The organism is Streptomyces sp. NPDC001530 (assembly GCF_042894545.1).
GTDB lineage: Bacteria > Actinomycetota > Actinomycetes > Streptomycetales > Streptomycetaceae > Streptomyces.
The window spans coordinates 83848-100955 of record NZ_JBIAVS010000019.1; the positions used below are offsets into that span (position 1 = coordinate 83848).

A 17108-nucleotide genomic window follows, 5' to 3' on the forward strand; every position below is an offset into this window, starting at 1 on the left:
TCAGTGGTGGTACTGGTGCACCACCGCGTGCCCCTTGCCGCGGCCGATCATCCACTTGTTGACGGGCGTCGTGGCCACGAAGGCGATCACCAGGGAGAGGGCCAGCGCGCCCCAGAACAGCAGGTCGTCGAGGTGCGCGTCCATCGCGTCCGGCCACAGCGCGATCACGCCGTTGTCGATCAGCTCCATCACCGCGATGGACAGGGTGTCCGCGGCGAGCGCGACCCGGAACGCCGTCCTGAAGTCGACGCCGGCCCTGAGCACTCCGCGCAGCGTGAGCGAGTAGCCGAAGAAGAAGGCCAGGGCGATCGCCAGGATCATCGTCGGTGCATTGCCCCAGCCGAACGCGGTGCCGATCACCATGCCGAGCACCTCGCCTATGGCGCAGCCGGTGAGGCAGTGCAGGGTGGCCTGTGCGGCCATCGACCAGGAGGCCGTGCCTCCCGTGTCATGGGTGTGTGCGTGTACCTCGTGATGCGCGTGCGTGTCGTGCTGCATGAGGGCCCCCAGCGCCGAGTAGCGGTTCGTGTCTCGTACAGGACAGGAACCCTATACCCCCTGGGGGTATTCCCCATTTCTTTGTTGGGCTCAGCCGTCGCGGAGCTTCTTCAGGCGCTCGACATCCGCCGCGTGCCCTTCCTTGCCGCCGGGCGTCTCGATGATCAGGGGTACGCCCTCGGTGGCGGGGTGGGTCATCAAGGCACGGAACGGGTCCTCGCCGATGTGGCCCAAGCCGATGTTCTCGTGGCGGTCCTTGTGGGCGCCGACCACATCCTTGGAGTCGTTGGCGTGGATCAGCTTGAGCCGCCCCTCGCCGACCGTGTCCACCAGCAGATCGAGGGTCTGGTGCATCCCGCTCGGCCCGGTCAGGTCGTGGCCCGCCGCGAAGATATGGCAGGTGTCGAGGCAGACGCCCAGCTTCGGATGGGCGTCGAGCGCCTCGAAGTACGGCCCGAAGTCCCAGGTCCGGGAGCAGAGGGAGGCGCCCTGGCCGGCCGTGGACTCCAGGAGGAGGTACGGGTCGTCGTCGTGGGTCAGCTCGTCCAGCAGCGGCAGCATGTGCTCCCGTACCTGCTTGAGGGCGACGGCCCGCTCCCGCCCGCCGGTGGCGCTCCCGGTGTGCACGACCACCCCCAGGGCGCCGATCTCCCGCCCGCGCCGCAGCGAGTGCCGCAGCGACTCCACCGACTTCTCGAGCGTCGCCTCGGTGTGCGAGCCGAAGTTGATCAGATACGGGGCATGGACGTACGCGGGGATCGACTCGGCGGCGCAGGCCGCGCGGAACTCCTCGTCCTGCCTGGGGTTTCCGGCGGGCGTTGCCCAGCCGCGCGGGTTGGCGACGAAGACTTGAACGGTCTCGGCCTTGAGGTCGCGGGCATAGGTCAGGCCGACGGAGTGGAGACCGCCGGCCACGGGGACATGGCCGCCGACGGGGTTGCGGGACAGCTGACTCATCACGTTGACAGGGTCCCACGCAGGAGACGGAGGTTTTTCGCCGCCTCCGCCCCTGATTCTCAGCCCGTCCGGCGTTTGAGGACGAGCGCGTCAGCGCGATACGGGGGTCTGGGGGCGGAGCCCCCAGGGACGATGGGGGTCCCCCCTGCTCGAGCGAAGTCGAGAGCTTGGGGGAGGGTAGGGGCGGAGGGGGCGAGAAACCATCGGTGCGCCACCGGGGTCAGCGGATCTCGATGGTGATGGTCGACCCCTTGGGGGCCGTCTCGCCGCCGTCCACCGACTGGCCCTTGACCTTGTCCCCGAAGAGCCCGAGCAGCCCACGGTCCTCGTCAACCTTGAACCCGGCGTCCTCCAGCTTCTGCCTGGCGTCGTCCACGCTGTCACCCACGACGTCCGGGACCTCGACCATCTCGGGGCCCTTGGAGATCGTCAGCGTCACGGTGTCGCCCGAGGCGGCCTGCTTGCCCGCGCCCGGCGACTGCTCGGCGACCAGGCCCTTGTCGAACTCCGAGTTGACCCGCTCGGAGGCGATCTTCACCTTCAGGCCGGCCTCCTCCAACTCCTCGGTGGCGTCCTCGACCGACGCGCCCCTGACGTCGGCCACCTCCACCGGGCTGCCCTTGCTGACGGTGAGCGCGATGGCCGAGCCCGCGTGCCGCTTGGTGCCCGCTCCCGGGTCCGTACTGATCACAAAGCCCTTGGTGATGTCCTCGCTGAACTCGCGGGTGACCATGCCCGCGGCGAGTCCGTTGTCCTTCAGCACTTCCTTCGCCTTGAACAGGGCGAAGCCCTTCAGGTCGGGCACCTTCACCGTCTCCGGGCCATCGGAGATGGTCAGCGTCACGGAGTCGTTGTCGCGGATCCGGGCGCCGACATCCGGGTCGGTGCTGATGACGGCGCCGCGCTTCACGGTGTCGCTGTACGCGTGCTTGACGTCCTTGACGTCCAGTCCGGCCGCCTCCAGCCGCTTCGTGGCCTCAGCCTGGGACTTCGCCAGGACCGGCGGGACCTTGGTGAACTGGCCGGAGTTGATGTACCAGATGCCGGCACCGAGGCCCAGCACCAGCACGATGGCGGCGACGACCGCCAGGATCCCGCGCCGGGGCCCCGAGGTACGCCGCGAAGGAGCGGGCGGCGAGCTCTCGAAGCGGCTGGTCTGCTCGAACCGGTTGGTCTGCTCGAACCGGCTGGTCCGGTCGAGGACCGCGTTGTCGTCCTCGTCGTCCTCGTTCACGGGCAGCAGCCGTGGCACGGACAGCGAGCGCGGGATCACACTCGTACGGTCCTCTGCGTTGTCGTGGCCCAGGGCGAGGGCCCCCGGCGGCACGGCGTCGAGCTGCTCGGCGGTGAGCCCGGCGCGCGCCTCGAGGACCTGGCCGAGCAGCGCCACCGCGTCGTGCGGGCGCACCTCGGGATTGCGGGCGGTCGCCGTGGTGACCAGTTCGTCGAGCCCGTACGGCAGCCCCGGTACGGCGGCCGACGGCGGTGGTACGTCCGCGTGGAGGTGCTGGTAGAGCACCTGAGCGGGGGAGTCCCCGGAGTGCGGCTTGTCGCCGGTGAGCATCTCGTAGAGGACGACTCCGCACGCGTAGACGTCGACGCGGGTGTCGGCGGTGCCGTGCTCGATCTGCTCGGGAGCGAGATACGACACGGTGCCGAGGACGGCCCCCGTCGTGTTCGTGACGGTGTCCACGGCTCGTACGAGACCGAAGTCCGCCACCTTGACCCGGCCGTCATCCCCTATGAGGACGTTCTCCGGCTTCATGTCGCGGTGCACGAACCCGGCGCGGTGGGCGGCGCCGAGCGCGGCGAGCACCGGCTCCAGGATGTCGAGCGCGGCCCGCGGCTGCAGGGCGCCACGGTCGCGCAGTACGTCGCGCAGGGTGCATCCGGCGATGTACTCCATGGCCAGATAGACGTACGACCCGTCCGTCCCCTGGTCGAAGACCTGCACCACGTTGGGGTGGGCGAGCCGGGCCACCGACTTGGCCTCGCGGATGAAACGCTCGACGAACGAGCCGTCTGCGGCCAGCGTCGGGTGCATCACCTTGAGCGCGAGCACGCGGTCGAGGCGGGTGTCCAGGGCCCTGTAGACCGTGGCCATCCCGCCGACCGCGATTCGTGCGTCAACGCGATAACGGCCGTCGAGCACGTGCCCGACAAGCGGGTCCTGAAGGGTCGTATCCACGCAGGTGAGTGTACGAGCCGCCACTGTCACGACACCCCGTTCAGCCGATACCGGAGCGCGACTGCAGCCGACCTGTGACGCACACCGCACGCGGGGGCCGGGGGAGGGCCGCAATGCCGCGAGACCGCCCGCACCCGCCAACGGCGAACAGGCCCCACAGGAGACCCGCACCTTCCAGCCGACGGGAAACGAGCGGTGCGGGGGCGGGAGAACTCCGCAGCGTCGGCGCCGGGTGCCTAGAAAGCAGGCCTCTCGGGATCCAGCCGCGCCATGCCCTCCGCAGGAGACGACGCCTCGGCGAAATGGCGCCGAGGAATGCGCCCGGCACGCCGTGCGAGACGGCCGGCCTCCACCGCGTGCCTCATGGCCTCCGCCATCAGGACGGGCTCCTGCGCACGGGTCACGGCTGAGGCAAGCATCACACCCGCACACCCCAACTCCATGGCGAGCGCCACGTCGGACGCCGTACCGGCCCCCGCGTCCAAAATCACCGGCACACGCGCGTGCTCCACGATCAACTGGAAGTTGTGCGGATTACGGATCCCGAGTCCGGACCCGATCGGCGACCCGAGCGGCATGACCGCGGCGCAGCCGACGTCCTCCAGCTTGCGCGCCAGTACCGGGTCGTCGTTCGTGTACGGCAACACGGTGAACCCGTCGTCGACGAGAGTCTCCGCGGCGTCGAGCAGCTCGATCGGGTCCGGCAGCAGCGTCCGCTCGTCGGCGATGACCTCCAGCTTGACCAGGTCCGTGCCGAGGGCCTCGCGCGCGAGACGGGCGGTCAGCACGGCCTCGCCCGCGGTGAAACACCCCGCCGTGTTCGGCAACACCCGGATGCCGAGCTTGTCGAGCACGGACAGGACCGACCCGTGCACGGAAGCGTTCACCCGCCGCATCGCGACCGTCGTCAGCTCCGTACCGGACGCCACGAGCGAGCGCTCCAGCACGTCGAGGCTGGGCGCACCCCCCGTACCCATGATCAGCCGGGACGAGAAGGACGTACCACCGAGGACGAAGGGATCGTCGGCCATGGGTCAGCCTCCTTGGACGGCGGTGAGGACTTCGACCCGGTCTCCCTCGGAGAGGGAGGTGGACGACCACTGCGCGCGCGGGACGACGGTTTCGTTGAGCGCGGCGGCCACGCCGGACGGGGCGGCGGTGAGGGTCGCGACGAGCGTGTCGAGAGCGGTCCCCGGGGCGATCCGCTGTCGCTCTCCGTTGACGAAGACGTTCATGCGGGCTGCTCCGTGAGGGCGGCGGCGCCGAAGCGCCTGGGGGTGAAGGGGCGGGCCTCGTCGGGGAGTTCACCGGTGGTCAGGACGTGCGTCATCACGTCACCGGTGACGGGGGTGAGGAGCACGCCGTTGCGGTAGTGCCCGGTGGCGAGCAGCAGGCCGTCGAGTTCGGTCGGGCCGAGCAGCGGCGCGTTGTCGGGAGAGCCCGGGCGCAGTCCGGCGCGCGTCTCGGTGAGCGGCAGCTCGGTGATCCCGGGGACCAGCTCATGGGCGTCGCGCAGCAGCTCGTAGACGCCGCCCGCGGTCACCGTCGTGTCCCAGCCCAGCTCCTCACTGGTCGCGCCGACGACGAGTTCACCGCTCTCGCGCGGCACCAGATAGACGTGGCTGCCGCGCACGACGGCACGGACGGTACGGCTCAGAAAGGGCGCGTACCGCTTCGGCACGGTCAGCCGCAGGACTTGCCCCTTCACGGGGCGCACGGGCGGCAGGGCGTCGTCGGGAACGCCCGCCAGGCGCCCGCTGAGGCTGCCCCCGGCGAGCACCACCTGGCCCGCGGCCAACTCGGTGCCGTCCGTGGTGACGACTCCGGCTGCCCGGTCCCGTACGACGGACAGACGCTCCGCCCACGTCCGGTGGAACACCACTCCGGCCCGTTCGCACGCCGTGACCAGGGCCGCCGCGAGCCGGCGCGGATCGACCTGGTGGTCGCCGTCGACCCGGAGACCGCCGCGCACGCCGGGTGCGAGCATCGGCTCCAGACGGCGGCACTCGCGCCCGCTCAGCCACTCCGAGTCGAGCCCCGACTGGCGTTGCAGAGCGTGCAGTTCGCGCAGATGGGCGCGGTCGTCGGCGTCCAGCGCGACGGCCAGCGTGCCGCACTGGCGGTAGCCGAGGTCCTGGCCCGTCGCCTCGGTGAGTTCGGCGGCGAAGTCCGGATAGCGGCGCGCGGAGGCGAGGTTGAGGCCCAGCAGGGTCTGCTCGCCGTAGTGCAGTTCGGTGACGGCGGCCAGCATTCCCGCCGCCACCTGGGCCGCTCCGCCGCCGGGTTCGGGGTCCACGAGGGCGGTCGTGAAACCGCGTTGCGCGGCCCGCCAGGCCGTCACGAGCCCGATGATTCCGCCCCCGATGACAAGGACGTCTGACGTACGCGTAGGCGACATGGGCGTCCAGCCCCTCCCTTCGCCGGCATGACCCGGATCAGGTTCGTACGGTCGGAGGCCGTCCCAGCCTCCCTCTCAGCCCGGTGCGTCCGGGCTCCCGCGAGTGCTTTACGTTGGCCACCCTAGCCCGCCGCCACTCGTCTCAGTAAGGGAGCCTCCGTCCATGGCCCGATCGCTCGACGGCCTCGTCCTCGCCCCCGTCGCCGACCAGGCGCCAGGTCAGGTGGGCACCCGCACCCGCTTCACGTACCACGAGAAGGACGGCGAGATCTGGGCCGAATACGCGGGCGGCGATGTCGTACGCGGGCATCTCGTGGGTACCCGCGAGGGTGACCGCCTCGACTTCCGGTACGTGCAGCTGAAGCGCGACGGCAGCACCTCGTCGGGGCACTGCGTGTCCCTCGTGGTGGAGCTGCCCGGCGGGCGCGTACGCCTGGAGGAGACCTGGGAATGGGAGTCGCAGACGGGCAGCGGGACGAGCATTGTGGAGCAGGTCACTGAGCACGTCCACTGACTGACGAATTGTCAGTTGACTATGGTGATCAGGTGAGCGAGCAGACGCAGGCGCAGACGCGGTCCGAGTCGCAGTCGCAGAGGCGTACGGCACGGCGGGTCGTCGTGGTGGGCGCGGGCATGGCCGGTGTGCAGACCGCGGTCGCCCTGCGCGAACAGGGCTTCACCGGCAGCGTGACGCTGATCGGCGCGGAGCCCCATCAGCCGTACGACCGGCCGCCGCTGTCCAAGGCCGTGCTGCTCGGCAAGGCCGAGGGCTCCGCCTTCGACGTCGACTTCGAGGCGCTGGACATCGACCTGCAGCTCGGGCGCGAGGCGCTCGGCGTCCGCCCCGCGGACCATGAGCTGGACACCGAAACCGGGCCCGTGCCGTACGACGTCCTGGTCATCGCCACCGGTGCGGAACCGATCCAGCTGCCGGGCGCGGAGGGCGTGCCCGGGGTCCATCTGCTGCGCACCCTGGACGACGCCGAGCGGCTGCGTCCCGTCCTCGCCCGACAGCACGACATCGTGGTCGTCGGGGCCGGCTGGATCGGCGCCGAGTTCGCCACGGCGGCGCGCGAGGCGGGGTGCGCGGTGACGGTCGTCGAGGCCGCCGACCGGCCGCTCGCCGGGGCGCTGCCCGCCGAGGTGGCCGCACCGATGGCGTCCTGGTACGCGGACAGCGGCGCGTCGTTGCGTACCCACGCGCGCGTGGAGCGCGTCGAGCCCGGTGCCGTGGTTCTCGACGACGGCAGCCGGGTGCCCGCGGACGCGGTCGTCGTCGGCATCGGGGCGCGCCCCGCGACCGCCTGGCTCGCCGGCTCCGGGATCGCGCTCGGTGCCCACCGCGAGGTCGTGGCCGACAACCACCTGCGCACCTCCGTACCGGACGTCTACGCGGTCGGCGACTGCGCCTCCTTCCCTTCGGGAAGGTACGAGGACCGTCTCCTGGTCCACCACTGGGACAACGCCCTCCAGGGGCCGCGCACGGTCGCCGCGAACATCATCGGCGAGGCCCCCGTCGCGTACGACCCCGTCCCGTACTTCTGGTCCGAGCAGTTCGGCCGCTTCGTCCAGTACGTCGGCCACCACGCCCCCGAGGACACGACCCTCTGGCGCGGCGACCCCACCGGCGCCGCCTGGACGGTCTGCTGGCTCCGCGAAACCCGCCTCGTCGCCCTCCTGGCGGTGGGCCGCCCGAGGGACCTGGCCCAGGGCCGCAGACTCATCGAGGCAGGCACCCCGATGAACCCGGACCTCCTGGCGGACCCGTCGAAACCGATGAAGTCGGCGACCGCGTAGGCAAGGTTTCTCCGCCACCGAAGGCGGCACTCGATCCGGCGAAGCCGGAGGGTCTTTTTCGCCGCGCCGGCGAGTCGTTCCGGGGTGCCGAGCGGCAGAAACCCACCCGATCGCCGGAGCGCGGAGACCCGGCCCGGGCGGGACTCGGGTACCGAGTGTCAGTCCGGGATGGCAGGCTTGTCCCCGTGACCGAGATTGACGCAAAGATCGATGCTCTCGTCCCCGCCTGGCTCACCCTCCCCGACATCGCCGAACAGCTCGGCGTCGAGGTGACCCGCGTCCGGCAGCTGGTCAAGGAGGGCCAGCTGATCGCCGTACGCCGTGGTGAGAACCGCGCGCTGCACGTCCCCGCCGCCTTCATCGACGGGGACAAGGTCGTCAAGGGCCTGTCCGGCACCCTGACGCTCCTGCGGGACGACGGCTTCACCGACGAAGAGATGCTCGAGTGGCTCTTCACCCCCGACCCGACCCTGCCCGGCACCCCCGCGCAGGCTCTGAGCGAGAATCGCGGCACGGAGGTGAAGCGCCGCGCCCAGGCGCTCGCCGTCTGACCTGAACGGACCGTCCGGCGTACGGACCACGGCCGGCCACGGGCCGAAAGGCCACCGGGCCACCGTGGTCCGTACGCACCGACAACGGGGGACACACGCATGCCCGAGAACGCCGCCACCACCGCGCGCGCCCAGCTCGCCGACGCCCGTCTCTACCTCTGCACGGACGCCCGCAAGCGCCAGGGCGACCTCGCCGACTTCCTGGACGCCGTCCTGGAGAGCGGTGTGGACATCGTCCAGCTGCGCGACAAGAGCCTGGAGGCGGAGGAGGAGCTCGGGTACCTGGAGCTGTTCGCCGACAAGTGCCAGATGCACGGCAAGCTGCTCTCGGTGAACGACCGGGCGGACGTGGCCCACGCGATCCGCACCGCGCACCCGACCGGCGCCGACGTGCTCCACCTGGGCCAGGGCGACCTCCCGGTCCTCGCCGCCCGCGCCATCCTCGGCGACGACATCCTGATAGGCCGCTCCACGCACGCGGAGTCCGAGGCCGCGGCCGCCGCGGTCCAGGAGGGCGTGGACTACTTCTGCACCGGCCCCTGCTGGCCCACCCCCACCAAGCCCGGCCGCCACGCACCCGGCCTCGACCTGGTCCGTTACACCGCAGCGCTGGGCACCGACCGTCCCTGGTTCGCCATCGGCGGCATCGACCTCGGCAACCTCGACGAGGTGCTCGAGGCGGGCGCCCGCCGCGTCGTCGTCGTACGGGCGATCACCGAGGCGGACGACCCGGGAGCGGCGGCGGCGGAGTTCGCGAAGCGGCTGCGTCACGCATAGTCATCCGGCGGTCATCCGGTGCAGTCGTCCCGCGCAGCCGTCCGATAATTGTCCGAGGGGTGGACAAGAAGTCGACAAATTGGACAAATCCCATCGGTTCGGTTGGGCGACCGGCGCCCCCTGGCTAACCTGCGGGTATGGCCCTCGGATCTGCTTCCACCAGGACTGATCGCGCACGCACCGTGCGCGACATGCTCGCGACCGGCAAGAAGACGTACTCGTTCGAGTTCTCCGCGCCGAAGACCCCCAAGGGCGAGCGGAACCTGTGGAACGCGCTGCGCCGGGTCGAGGCCGTCGCGCCCGACTTCGTCTCCGTGACCTACGGAGCGGGCGGCTCCACGCGCGCGGGCACCGTCAAGGAGACCGAGCAGATCGTCGTCGACACGACGCTCACCCCGGTCGCCCACCTCACCGCGGTCAACCACTCCATCGCGGAACTGCGCAACATCATCGGCCAGTACGCGGACGCCGGTATCCGCAACATGCTCGCGGTCCGCGGCGACCCGCCCGGCGACCCCATGGGCGAGTGGATCCCACACCCCCGGGGCCTGACCTACGCGGCCGAACTCGTCCGTCTCATCAAGGAGTCGGGCGACTTCTGCGTCGGCGTCGCGGCCTTCCCCGAGATGCACCCGCGGTCCACCGAGTGGGACCTGGACGTCGAGCACTTCGTCGACAAGTGCCGCGCCGGCGCCGACTACGCGATCACGCAGATGTTCTTCCACCCGGAGTCGTATCTGCGCCTGCGTGACCGCGTCGAGACGGCCGGCTGCGAGACCCCGGTCATCCCGGAGGTCATGCCGGTGACGAGCGTGAAGATGCTGGAGCGGCTCCCGAAGCTCAGCAACGCCTCGTTCCCGGACGCCCTGAAAGAGCGGATCCTCACAGCCAAAGACGATCCGGCGGCTGTACGCTCCATTGGCATTGAGTTCGCGACGGAGTTCTGCGCGAGGCTGCTGGCCGAGGGAGTCCCCGGACTGCACTTCATTACGCTCAACAACTCCACGGCGACGCTGGAAATCTACGAGAATCTGGGCCTGCACCACCCACAGCGGGCCTAGACCGGTCGCACCCGCGTACGACAGACTGCGTAGCGGCCACTGGGAGAGGGGCGTACATGGGCTGGACGGTCCTCTATATCGCGTTCGGCATCGTCGCGCTGTGGCTGCTCGGCGAGGTCCTGCTGCAGTACAAGGCGCGGCTGCGCTACCGGCTGCTCGCCTTCGTCGGCTTCCTCGGCGTGGTCCTCGGTGTGCTGATGCCCTCCGTGGTCGTCATCGGACTCGGCGCGGCCGCCTTCGCGGTCGGCCAGACGTACGTCACCCTGTCGTTCCGCCGTGGCTTCGCCCAGGGCTGGGCCATCAACGGCCCTTCCGCGCCCGGCAAGCCCAGCAAGCGCCGCCGCGGCGAGCCGGAGTACCAGGACCCGACGCTGGAGGTCTCCGACCTCGAAGCGACGTCTGCCGCGGCCTATTCGCAGGACGACGAGTACGCCGCCGATGACGACGTCTTCTCGCCCGCGCAGTCCGACCGCTTCATGCCGCCGGGATCCGGCGAGCACGCGGCCGCCGAGACCACCGCCGTGTACGAGCCGCAGCCCCTGCCCGAGGACACCGGCTCGTACGGCATCTACAGCGACACCTCCTACGCGGCCGCCACCGACCAGTCCTACGCCGGCGCCGCGCAGTCCCAGGACCAGCAGGCCTATGCGACGGCCGGGCAGAACCAGGACCAGCAGGCCTACGCGTACGACGGCTACTCCGGCTACGACCAGCAGCAGTACGCCTACGACAACGGCCAGCAGCAGTACGCCGCCTACTCCGACCCGTACACCGGCGCCCAGACGTACACCGGTGCCTCGTACGACACCACGTACGGCGGCGGCGAGCAGCAGTACCCGCAGCAGCAGGTCTACGGCCAGGACCAGTACGCCACCGGCACCTACGCGGGTGAGACTCCGGCCAGCGGCGTCTGGGTGCCGCAGCAGCGCACCACCGACGACCCGTACGGCGGCGAACTCCCGCCCGAGCAGCCGTACCCGTACCAGGGGAACGGCAACGGCGCCGGGTACGACGAGCAGCAGTACCGGTACTGACGGGCTGTACGGCCGGTAGAACGGGGCCCCGTGCCCGCCGTCGACCGACCGCGCTTCAGCTTCTTCTCCGGCGCACCGGCGTGCTCACTGCGAGCCCCGGAACTCCGGTCCCTCCACGATGAGTCCGGCCACCAGCGCGCCCGACATGCCCGCGTGCGGGAGTCCACCGCCGGGGTGCGCCCAGCCGCCCGCCGCGAACAGGCCCGGCATCCGGGTGCCGTTCGACGGGTGCAGCAGATGGCCGTCCGCCGCGGCGAGCGCCGGGGCGGGGACGGCGCCGCCGTCCGCGCCGGTCGCCTCCGCGATGTCGGCCGGGGTGCGGACCTCGCGCCACAGGAGACGGTCGCGGAGGCCGGGTAGGGCGCGCTGGGCGACGCCGAGGACCCGCTCCACCTCCGACTCGGACACCGGAAGACCCGAGGGCACGGTGACGGTCAGCGTGACCGCTTCGTGCTCCCCGTCCGGTACCAGCGCGGTGTCCTCGGGGCGCGACACCATGACCGTGGGTGCGGCCGGGAGTCCCGGGCGCTCACCGAAGAGCCGGCCCAACTCGTCCTCGCGGTCGGGCGCATGCACCACCGTCCGATGCGCCGCTCCCTCGGGCCGCCCACCGCGCAGCGCCAGCAGCACGGTCAGGCGGCTCGGCGCCCCGCGCCGCGGCGAGACCTCGCCGTCGCCGCGTATCGCCGTGCCCGGGACGAGGCTGTCCAGCACGCCCGGCGCCACGCCCGCGACGAGGAAGTCGGCCTCCTCGACCGTGCCGTCGGCGAGTTCGACGCCCGCCGCCCGGCCGTCCTTCTCGACGATCCGCTCGACGGAGGCCCCGAAGCGGAACTCGACTCGGCGGGCGAGGCACCGCTCGTACACCGCGCGCGCCAACTCCCTTATGCCTCCGCGCACATACCAGGTGCCGAAGGCGTGCTCCATGTAGGGCAGCACGGCGGCGCTCGCCGGGGTGACGCGCGGGTCGAGCCCGTACGCGAGGGCGTGGCTCTCCAGGAGGGCCGTGAGGCGCGGGTCGCGCAGCTCCCAGGCGGCGACCTCGGCGAGGGTGCTGGCCCGGCGGGTGCGCAGCAGCTTCTTGTGGGGCACCGACGGGTAGGGCTCGCGCTGGGCGAGCACCGACCAGTTGGGCCACAGCGGCTCCTCCAGGAGCGGCCGGCGCGAGCGGTCCCATGCCTCGCGGGCCCGCACCAGGAAGTCGCCCCAGCGCCCGCCCGTGCCCGCCCCGAGCGCTTCGTCCAGCGCGGTGACGACCCCTGCGCGCGAGGCGTTCGGCAGGGACACCTCCGTACCGTCGGCGAAGACGTGCCGCGACGACGGGTCCACCTGGACCAGCTCGACGCACTCCTCCAGGGGCTGCTTGCCCGTCTTGACGAACAGGTCGCGGTAGACCGCGGGCAGCGGCAGCAGTCCCGGGCCCGTGTCGAAGGCGAAGCCGTCGCGCTCGAAGCGGCCCACCGCACCGCCGTACGTCGCCGCGCGCTCGTACACCACCACCCGGTGGCCCGCGGCGGCCAGCCGGGCGGCGGCCGCCATCGCGCCCATCCCGGCGCCGATCACCGCAATCCGTCCCATGCCAGCGACTTTATCGGCCGCCACTGACAGTCCCGTCCCCAGCCGTGAGTGGCCGCCGGTGACCCGTGCCCGCAGCGGTCAGTGGCCGCCGATTTCTGATCTTGTCGGCGACCGCCTCGCAGAGGAAGAGAACGCCGACTGTGACCAGGATCTCAGGGCGTTGGAGCGACTCCAGGACGTCGTCGCTCAGCCCGGTCGCGCCGAAGACGCCGAGGAGCAACACCACCGCGTACGCGGTGATGCCGCTGGTGAAGACAAGGGGGAGTACGGACACGGACGCGATCGTCACCAGGCGACAACGGTGGGGCCTGGGCTTGAGTGCGCAGGACTGAGTATCCGTACCTAGGGAGTGAGATGAGTACGCGCGCGGATGGGCCGGACCTGCGCGAACGAGAGAGTGGAGACACGGAAAGGGGCGCGGCTCCGGCACCGCCGACACGGGGCGGCGGAACGGAAATCGCGCCCTTGGCCGCTCCTTCCGCCGACACCCTCGGCGGGAGCGAGGCACGGGGGAACCCGGGGGACGACCGAACGGGGGCCCAACGGGGGAGTACGGGGGAGTACGGGGGAAGTGCAACGGGGAGCACGGCGAAGCGCCGGTCCGATCTGGCCCGCGGGGGACGCGGCCAGATCGGACCGGCGCTTTCGCATGCGCCCTGTGCCCGGTCAGCGGTTGCCGCTGACGCGCCCCTGGAGCAGCCGGGACAGCGCCGCGTGGACGTCGTCCAGAGAACGCTCCGGCTGGAAGGCCTGCCAGTCCAGGGCGGCCACCAGGACCATGCCGACCAGCGCGGACGCCGTCAGCGGGATGTCGATCTCATCGCTGAGCTCGCCGTTCGCCACACCGTCGCGCAGGACGCCCTCGACGACCGCGACCGCCTCCTGCCGGACCACCATGAGCGTGGACTGCCAGGTCCGGTTGGTGCGCCACAGCTCCGCCACGTACAGCTGGGTGAAGGCCGGGTAGCGGTCGATGAAGACGAGCCCGGCCCGGATCATCGCGTCCAGCGCGTCGACCTTGCTGCCGCCGTCCCGGGCGGTCTTCTCGGCCGCCTCCCGTAGGGAGGCGGTGAGGAGTCCCACGCCGTGCCGCAGCAGCTCTTCGAAGAGGACCGATTTGCTCGCGAAGTTGTAGTAGACCGTGCCCTTCGCCACCCCGGCGCGCTCGGCGATCTCGTCCACCGTGGTGGCGGAGAAGCCCTGCTCGGCGATCAGGGTGACGGCCGCCTCGTAGAGCTTCTGCCGGGTCGCCTCGCGCCGGCTGCCGCTGCCCGCCGTGGTGCTGCTGCTTTCCATGGCCCCGATTGTCACAGGAGCGGCTGCGTGCGCGGTCACAGGCTCAGCTCCGGGTGCAGCCGGTCGAGGGTCCACACCTGTTTGCGGCGCGCCGACAGGGCGGTGAGCGCGAGGGCGCCCACCGTGAAGGCCACCAGGACGGCGCAGGCCTGCCAGACGGGGCCCAGGCCGCCGCCCGTGATGAGCCTCCTGAGGGCCTCGACGACGTAACTCATCGGCAAGAAGGGGTGGATCGCGTTGAAGAAGCCCGGACTGGTCTGGACGGGGTACGTGCCGCCCGCCGAGGTCAGCTGGAGCATCAGGAAGGCCAGGACGAGGATCCGGCCCGCCGCTCCGAAACGTGCGTTCAGCCACTGCACGAGCGCCGCGAAGCACGCCGTCACCAGGAACAGGAAGCCCACCGTCCCGGCCGCCCGCGCCATCTCCAGGCCGATCGCCCAGTGCAGCACGGACATCAGGGCCGCCGTCTGCAGCACTCCCACGGCGGCCACCGGCAGCCAGCCCGCCAGTGCGATGCGCCACGCCGAGGCGCCCGCCGCGAGCGCACGCCGGTTGAGCGGCTGGATCAGCATGTACGCCACCATCGCGCCCACCCACAGGGACAGCGGGATGAAGTACGGGGCGAAACCGGTGCCGTAGTTGGGGGCCTTGTGCAGGTCCTTGGAGGCGAGTTGCACGGGGTCGGACATGACCTGGGTGCGCTGGTCGCGGTCCTGCTTGTCGTAGTCGGGGATGTGGTCGGCGCCGTCGTGCAGTCCGCCGGCGAGTTTCCCGGAGCCGCCGACGAGCTTGTACATGCCCCCGTCGAGGTCGCTCGCACCCGTCCTCAGCTTGCCGACGCCCGTGTCGAGGTCCGCCGCGCCGGACTTGGCCGTACCGAGCCCGGAGTGCAGCTTCTTGGTCCCCTTGGCGACCTTCTTCGCACCCTCGTTCAGCTTGTTGATCTTGGAGACGGAGTCGTCGAGGTCCTCGGAGAGATGCGGCGAGCGGTCGGCGAGCGCCTGGGCCTGCTTCTGGAGCGTGGCCAGGTTCTTGTCGAGCTTGTCGAGATCGCCGTCCTGGTCGTCGATCAGCGTGTTCACGTCGTCGGCGACCTTGGCCACGTCCGAGGCCGCCTCCTTGGCCTTCTTCAGGTCGGGACACGCGGGGTCGGGGACCGGCAGGGTCTCGCAGCGCGCCTTGTAGACGGCGTTCAGCGCGGTGGAGGCCGTGTGGGCGCCCTTGGCCGCGGCCGGAGCCGTCTCGACCAGGGTGTCGAGGTTGTGGCGGATCCCCGAGGCGGAGTCGGCGACGAGCTGGGCCGTGTCGCCGATCGACTTCTCGTTGTCCTTCAGGAAGGGGCCCACCTTGTCCGCGACCCCGTTGACCTTGTCGGCCAGCGACTGCGTGCCGTCCGCGACCTGCCGCGAACCATCCTCCAGGTCACCCGCGCCCTTGTTGAGCTTCTTCAGGCCCCCGGAAAGCTTCCCGCTGCCCTTCTTGGCCTCGTTCAGACCGTCCGCGAGATCCTTGGAGCCCTTCTTCGCCTTGCCGATCCCGCCCTGGAGCTTGTCGGCCCCCTTCGCGGCCTTCTCGGTCGCCCCGTGGATGTCCGAGAACGAGATGAAGATCTTGTCGAGGAACGACCGCGAGGCCTTGGTGGAAGCGGCCGTGCGCACCTCGCTGAACACCGTCCGCGAGATCTGTCCGACGATGTAGTTGTTCCCGTCGTTCGTACGCACCTGGAGCGCGCCCGTCTCCGGCGCGTCCCCGGAGCTGGAGGCGACCCTCTTACTGAAGTCGCTCGGCATGGTCAGTGACAGGTAGTACGTGCCGTCCTCGACGCCCTCGCGGGCCTCGGCGGCGCTCACCTCGTGCCACTCGAAGGTGTCGCTGTCGCGCAGCCCCTTGGTGATGTCGTCGCCCACGGTGACCTTCTTGCCCGCGGCCGTCGCCCCCTTGTCGTCGTTCACCAGCGCCACGGGGATGCGGTCGAGACGGCCGTACGGGTCCCAGAACGACCACAGGTAGAGAGCGCCGTAGAGCAGGGGCAGCAGCAGGAGCGCGGCCAGCGCGGCACGCGGGAGCTTGCCCCTGCCGAACCGCCTGAGCTCAAGCGCGGCCAGTTTGGGCGAGCGCATCCGCCGTCTCCTTGTCGTCGTCGTTTTCGTCGCTGTCGTCCTGATCGGCTCCAGGCTTCGTGGACACGAGGGTGGCGCCCTCGGGGGCCTCGCTGCACACCGCCACGACCGTGGTGCCGGACTCGGCGAGCGACTTCAACAGGGCCCAGACTTCGGCCCGTTCGGAGTCCGAGAGCTTGAGGTCGGTGTCGTCGACGCCGAGCAGACGCGGACTGCCGATGAGCGCCAGCGCCACGGACAGCCGCAGGGCCTCCAGCCGCTCCAGGTCGCGTACGGCGGTCCGGGAACCCTTGGGCAGGGCCTCCCGGTCGAGCCCGGCGGCGGCCAGCGCGGTGTCGATCCGCACCTTCGCCTCGGTCATCCGCTCGGTGCGAGGCCGCAGCAGCCCGCGCAGGGAGCCGCCGAACCGCCGCTGCAGCAGCGCCCGTTCGCGCAGGTGCTCTGCGACGGTCAGCGCCGGATCCAGGTCGGTGACGCCGGGTACGTGCGCGAGCGCGCTCGCGCGCCGCACCGCTGCCATCTGCTTCGGCAGCTTCCACCGGCCTGCGGTGGCTGCCCCCTCGCTCGGTTTCATCCGTCCGGTGAGCGCGAGCAGCAGACAGGTCCGGCCGGAACCGGACGGCCCTTCGATCGCGATCAGCGAGCCGGGTTCCGCGGCGATGTCGACGCCCCGGAACGCCCAGCCGCGCGGGCCCTTGAGCCCGAACCCCTCGGCGCTGACGGCGACTCCATGCGGTTCGCCCACAGCTCCCCCTCTGTACGCGGCCGGGCGCGCGGCCCTTGAGGGGCCGGCGCACGGCCGTTTTTGAACTGACTGGTCAGTGCAAAAACTATCCCGAACCTTCGATCGAAG

Annotated in this window: 16 protein-coding genes, 1 pseudogene and 1 riboswitch; of the genes and pseudogenes, 6 read left to right on the plus strand and 11 right to left on the minus strand. The window is 71.0% G+C overall.

All coding sequences use genetic code 11. The features are described from left to right. From ACFY0T_RS34590 to thiO, 6 genes are all read right to left on the minus strand, one after another. Positions 1–498, minus strand: coding sequence for a DUF4396 domain-containing protein (locus tag ACFY0T_RS34590; RefSeq protein WP_388879715.1), 498 nt, complete (start codon positions 496–498; stop codon positions 1–3). A gap of 90 nt (positions 499–588) precedes the next feature. Then, entirely contained in the window at positions 589–1455 is an 867-nt protein-coding gene (locus ACFY0T_RS34595; RefSeq protein ID WP_388879718.1) for a deoxyribonuclease IV, read from the minus strand. 220 nt (positions 1456–1675) lie between these two features. Beyond that, the gene (gene pknB / locus ACFY0T_RS34600; RefSeq protein ID WP_388879721.1) at positions 1676–3643 is read right to left on the minus strand and encodes a Stk1 family PASTA domain-containing Ser/Thr kinase; all 1968 of its coding nucleotides are present in this window, start codon (positions 3641–3643) and stop codon (positions 1676–1678) included. A 236-nt stretch (positions 3644–3879) separates the two neighbouring features. Then, positions 3880–4674, minus strand: coding sequence for a thiazole synthase (locus ACFY0T_RS34605; protein WP_388879723.1), 795 nt, complete (start codon positions 4672–4674; stop codon positions 3880–3882). 3 nt (positions 4675–4677) lie between these two features. After that, entirely contained in the window at positions 4678–4878 is a 201-nt protein-coding gene (gene thiS / locus ACFY0T_RS34610; protein ID WP_388879726.1) for a sulfur carrier protein ThiS, read from the minus strand. Continuing rightward, a complete protein-coding gene (gene thiO, locus ACFY0T_RS34615; RefSeq protein WP_388879729.1) occupies positions 4875–6041 on the minus strand; it encodes a glycine oxidase ThiO in 1167 nt (388 codons plus the stop codon). The genes thiS and thiO overlap by 4 nt, the downstream gene beginning before the upstream one ends. Further along, positions 6039–6152, minus strand: a riboswitch (TPP riboswitch). (Overlaps the previous gene by 3 nt.) A 52-nt stretch (positions 6153–6204) precedes the next feature. Between thiO and ACFY0T_RS34620 the strand changes: the two genes are divergently transcribed. The 6 genes from ACFY0T_RS34620 to ACFY0T_RS34645 all read left to right on the plus strand — a co-directional run bounded on the left by ACFY0T_RS34620 (position 6205) and on the right by ACFY0T_RS34645 (position 11261). Then, a complete protein-coding gene (locus ACFY0T_RS34620) occupies positions 6205–6555 on the plus strand; it encodes a hypothetical protein (RefSeq protein ID WP_388879731.1) in 351 nt (116 codons plus the stop codon). Positions 6556–6587: 32 nt separating this feature from the next. Next, positions 6588–7838, plus strand: a complete 1251-nt coding sequence (locus ACFY0T_RS34625; protein WP_388879734.1) for an NAD(P)/FAD-dependent oxidoreductase — start codon at positions 6588–6590, stop codon at positions 7836–7838. 185 nt (positions 7839–8023) lie between these two features. Beyond that, positions 8024–8389 (plus strand): Rv2175c family DNA-binding protein, encoded by a 366-nt coding sequence (locus ACFY0T_RS34630; protein WP_028803215.1) that lies wholly within the window; start codon positions 8024–8026, stop codon positions 8387–8389. A gap of 99 nt (positions 8390–8488) precedes the next feature. Then, positions 8489–9166 carry a thiamine phosphate synthase gene (gene thiE, locus ACFY0T_RS34635; RefSeq protein ID WP_388879737.1) on the plus strand — a complete coding sequence of 226 codons (678 nt, stop codon included), beginning with the start codon at positions 8489–8491 and terminating at the stop codon, positions 9164–9166. 137 nt (positions 9167–9303) lie between these two features. Further along, complete coding sequence (gene metF / locus ACFY0T_RS34640) at positions 9304–10227, plus strand: methylenetetrahydrofolate reductase [NAD(P)H] (RefSeq protein ID WP_388879741.1); 924 nt, start codon at positions 9304–9306, stop codon at positions 10225–10227. Between the two features lie 56 nt (positions 10228–10283). Next, positions 10284–11261: a hypothetical protein gene (locus ACFY0T_RS34645; protein WP_388879744.1), complete on the plus strand. Its 978-nt coding sequence runs from the start codon at positions 10284–10286 to the stop codon at positions 11259–11261. Positions 11262–11345: 84 nt separating this feature from the next. On the opposite strand, the gene ACFY0T_RS34650 is transcribed toward ACFY0T_RS34645, so the two are convergent. The 5 genes and pseudogenes from ACFY0T_RS34650 to ACFY0T_RS34670 all read right to left on the minus strand — a co-directional run bounded on the left by ACFY0T_RS34650 (position 11346) and on the right by ACFY0T_RS34670 (position 17000). Next, positions 11346–12839, minus strand: a complete 1494-nt coding sequence (locus tag ACFY0T_RS34650) for a phytoene desaturase family protein (RefSeq protein ID WP_388879747.1) — start codon at positions 12837–12839, stop codon at positions 11346–11348. A gap of 97 nt (positions 12840–12936) precedes the next feature. Continuing rightward, positions 12937–13113 (minus strand): annotated as a pseudogene (locus ACFY0T_RS34655) (DUF4126 family protein); the annotation flags it as partial. Between the two features lie 392 nt (positions 13114–13505). Continuing rightward, complete coding sequence (locus ACFY0T_RS34660) at positions 13506–14135, minus strand: TetR/AcrR family transcriptional regulator (RefSeq protein ID WP_388879750.1); 630 nt, start codon at positions 14133–14135, stop codon at positions 13506–13508. A gap of 35 nt (positions 14136–14170) precedes the next feature. After that, complete coding sequence (locus ACFY0T_RS34665; protein WP_388879753.1) at positions 14171–16255, minus strand: YhgE/Pip family protein; 2085 nt, start codon at positions 16253–16255, stop codon at positions 14171–14173. Continuing rightward, the gene (locus ACFY0T_RS34670; RefSeq protein ID WP_388879756.1) at positions 16227–17000 is read right to left on the minus strand and encodes an ATP-binding cassette domain-containing protein; all 774 of its coding nucleotides are present in this window, start codon (positions 16998–17000) and stop codon (positions 16227–16229) included. Before ACFY0T_RS34670 ends, ACFY0T_RS34665 begins: the two co-directional genes overlap by 29 nt. Positions 17001–17108: the final 108 nt, after the last annotated feature.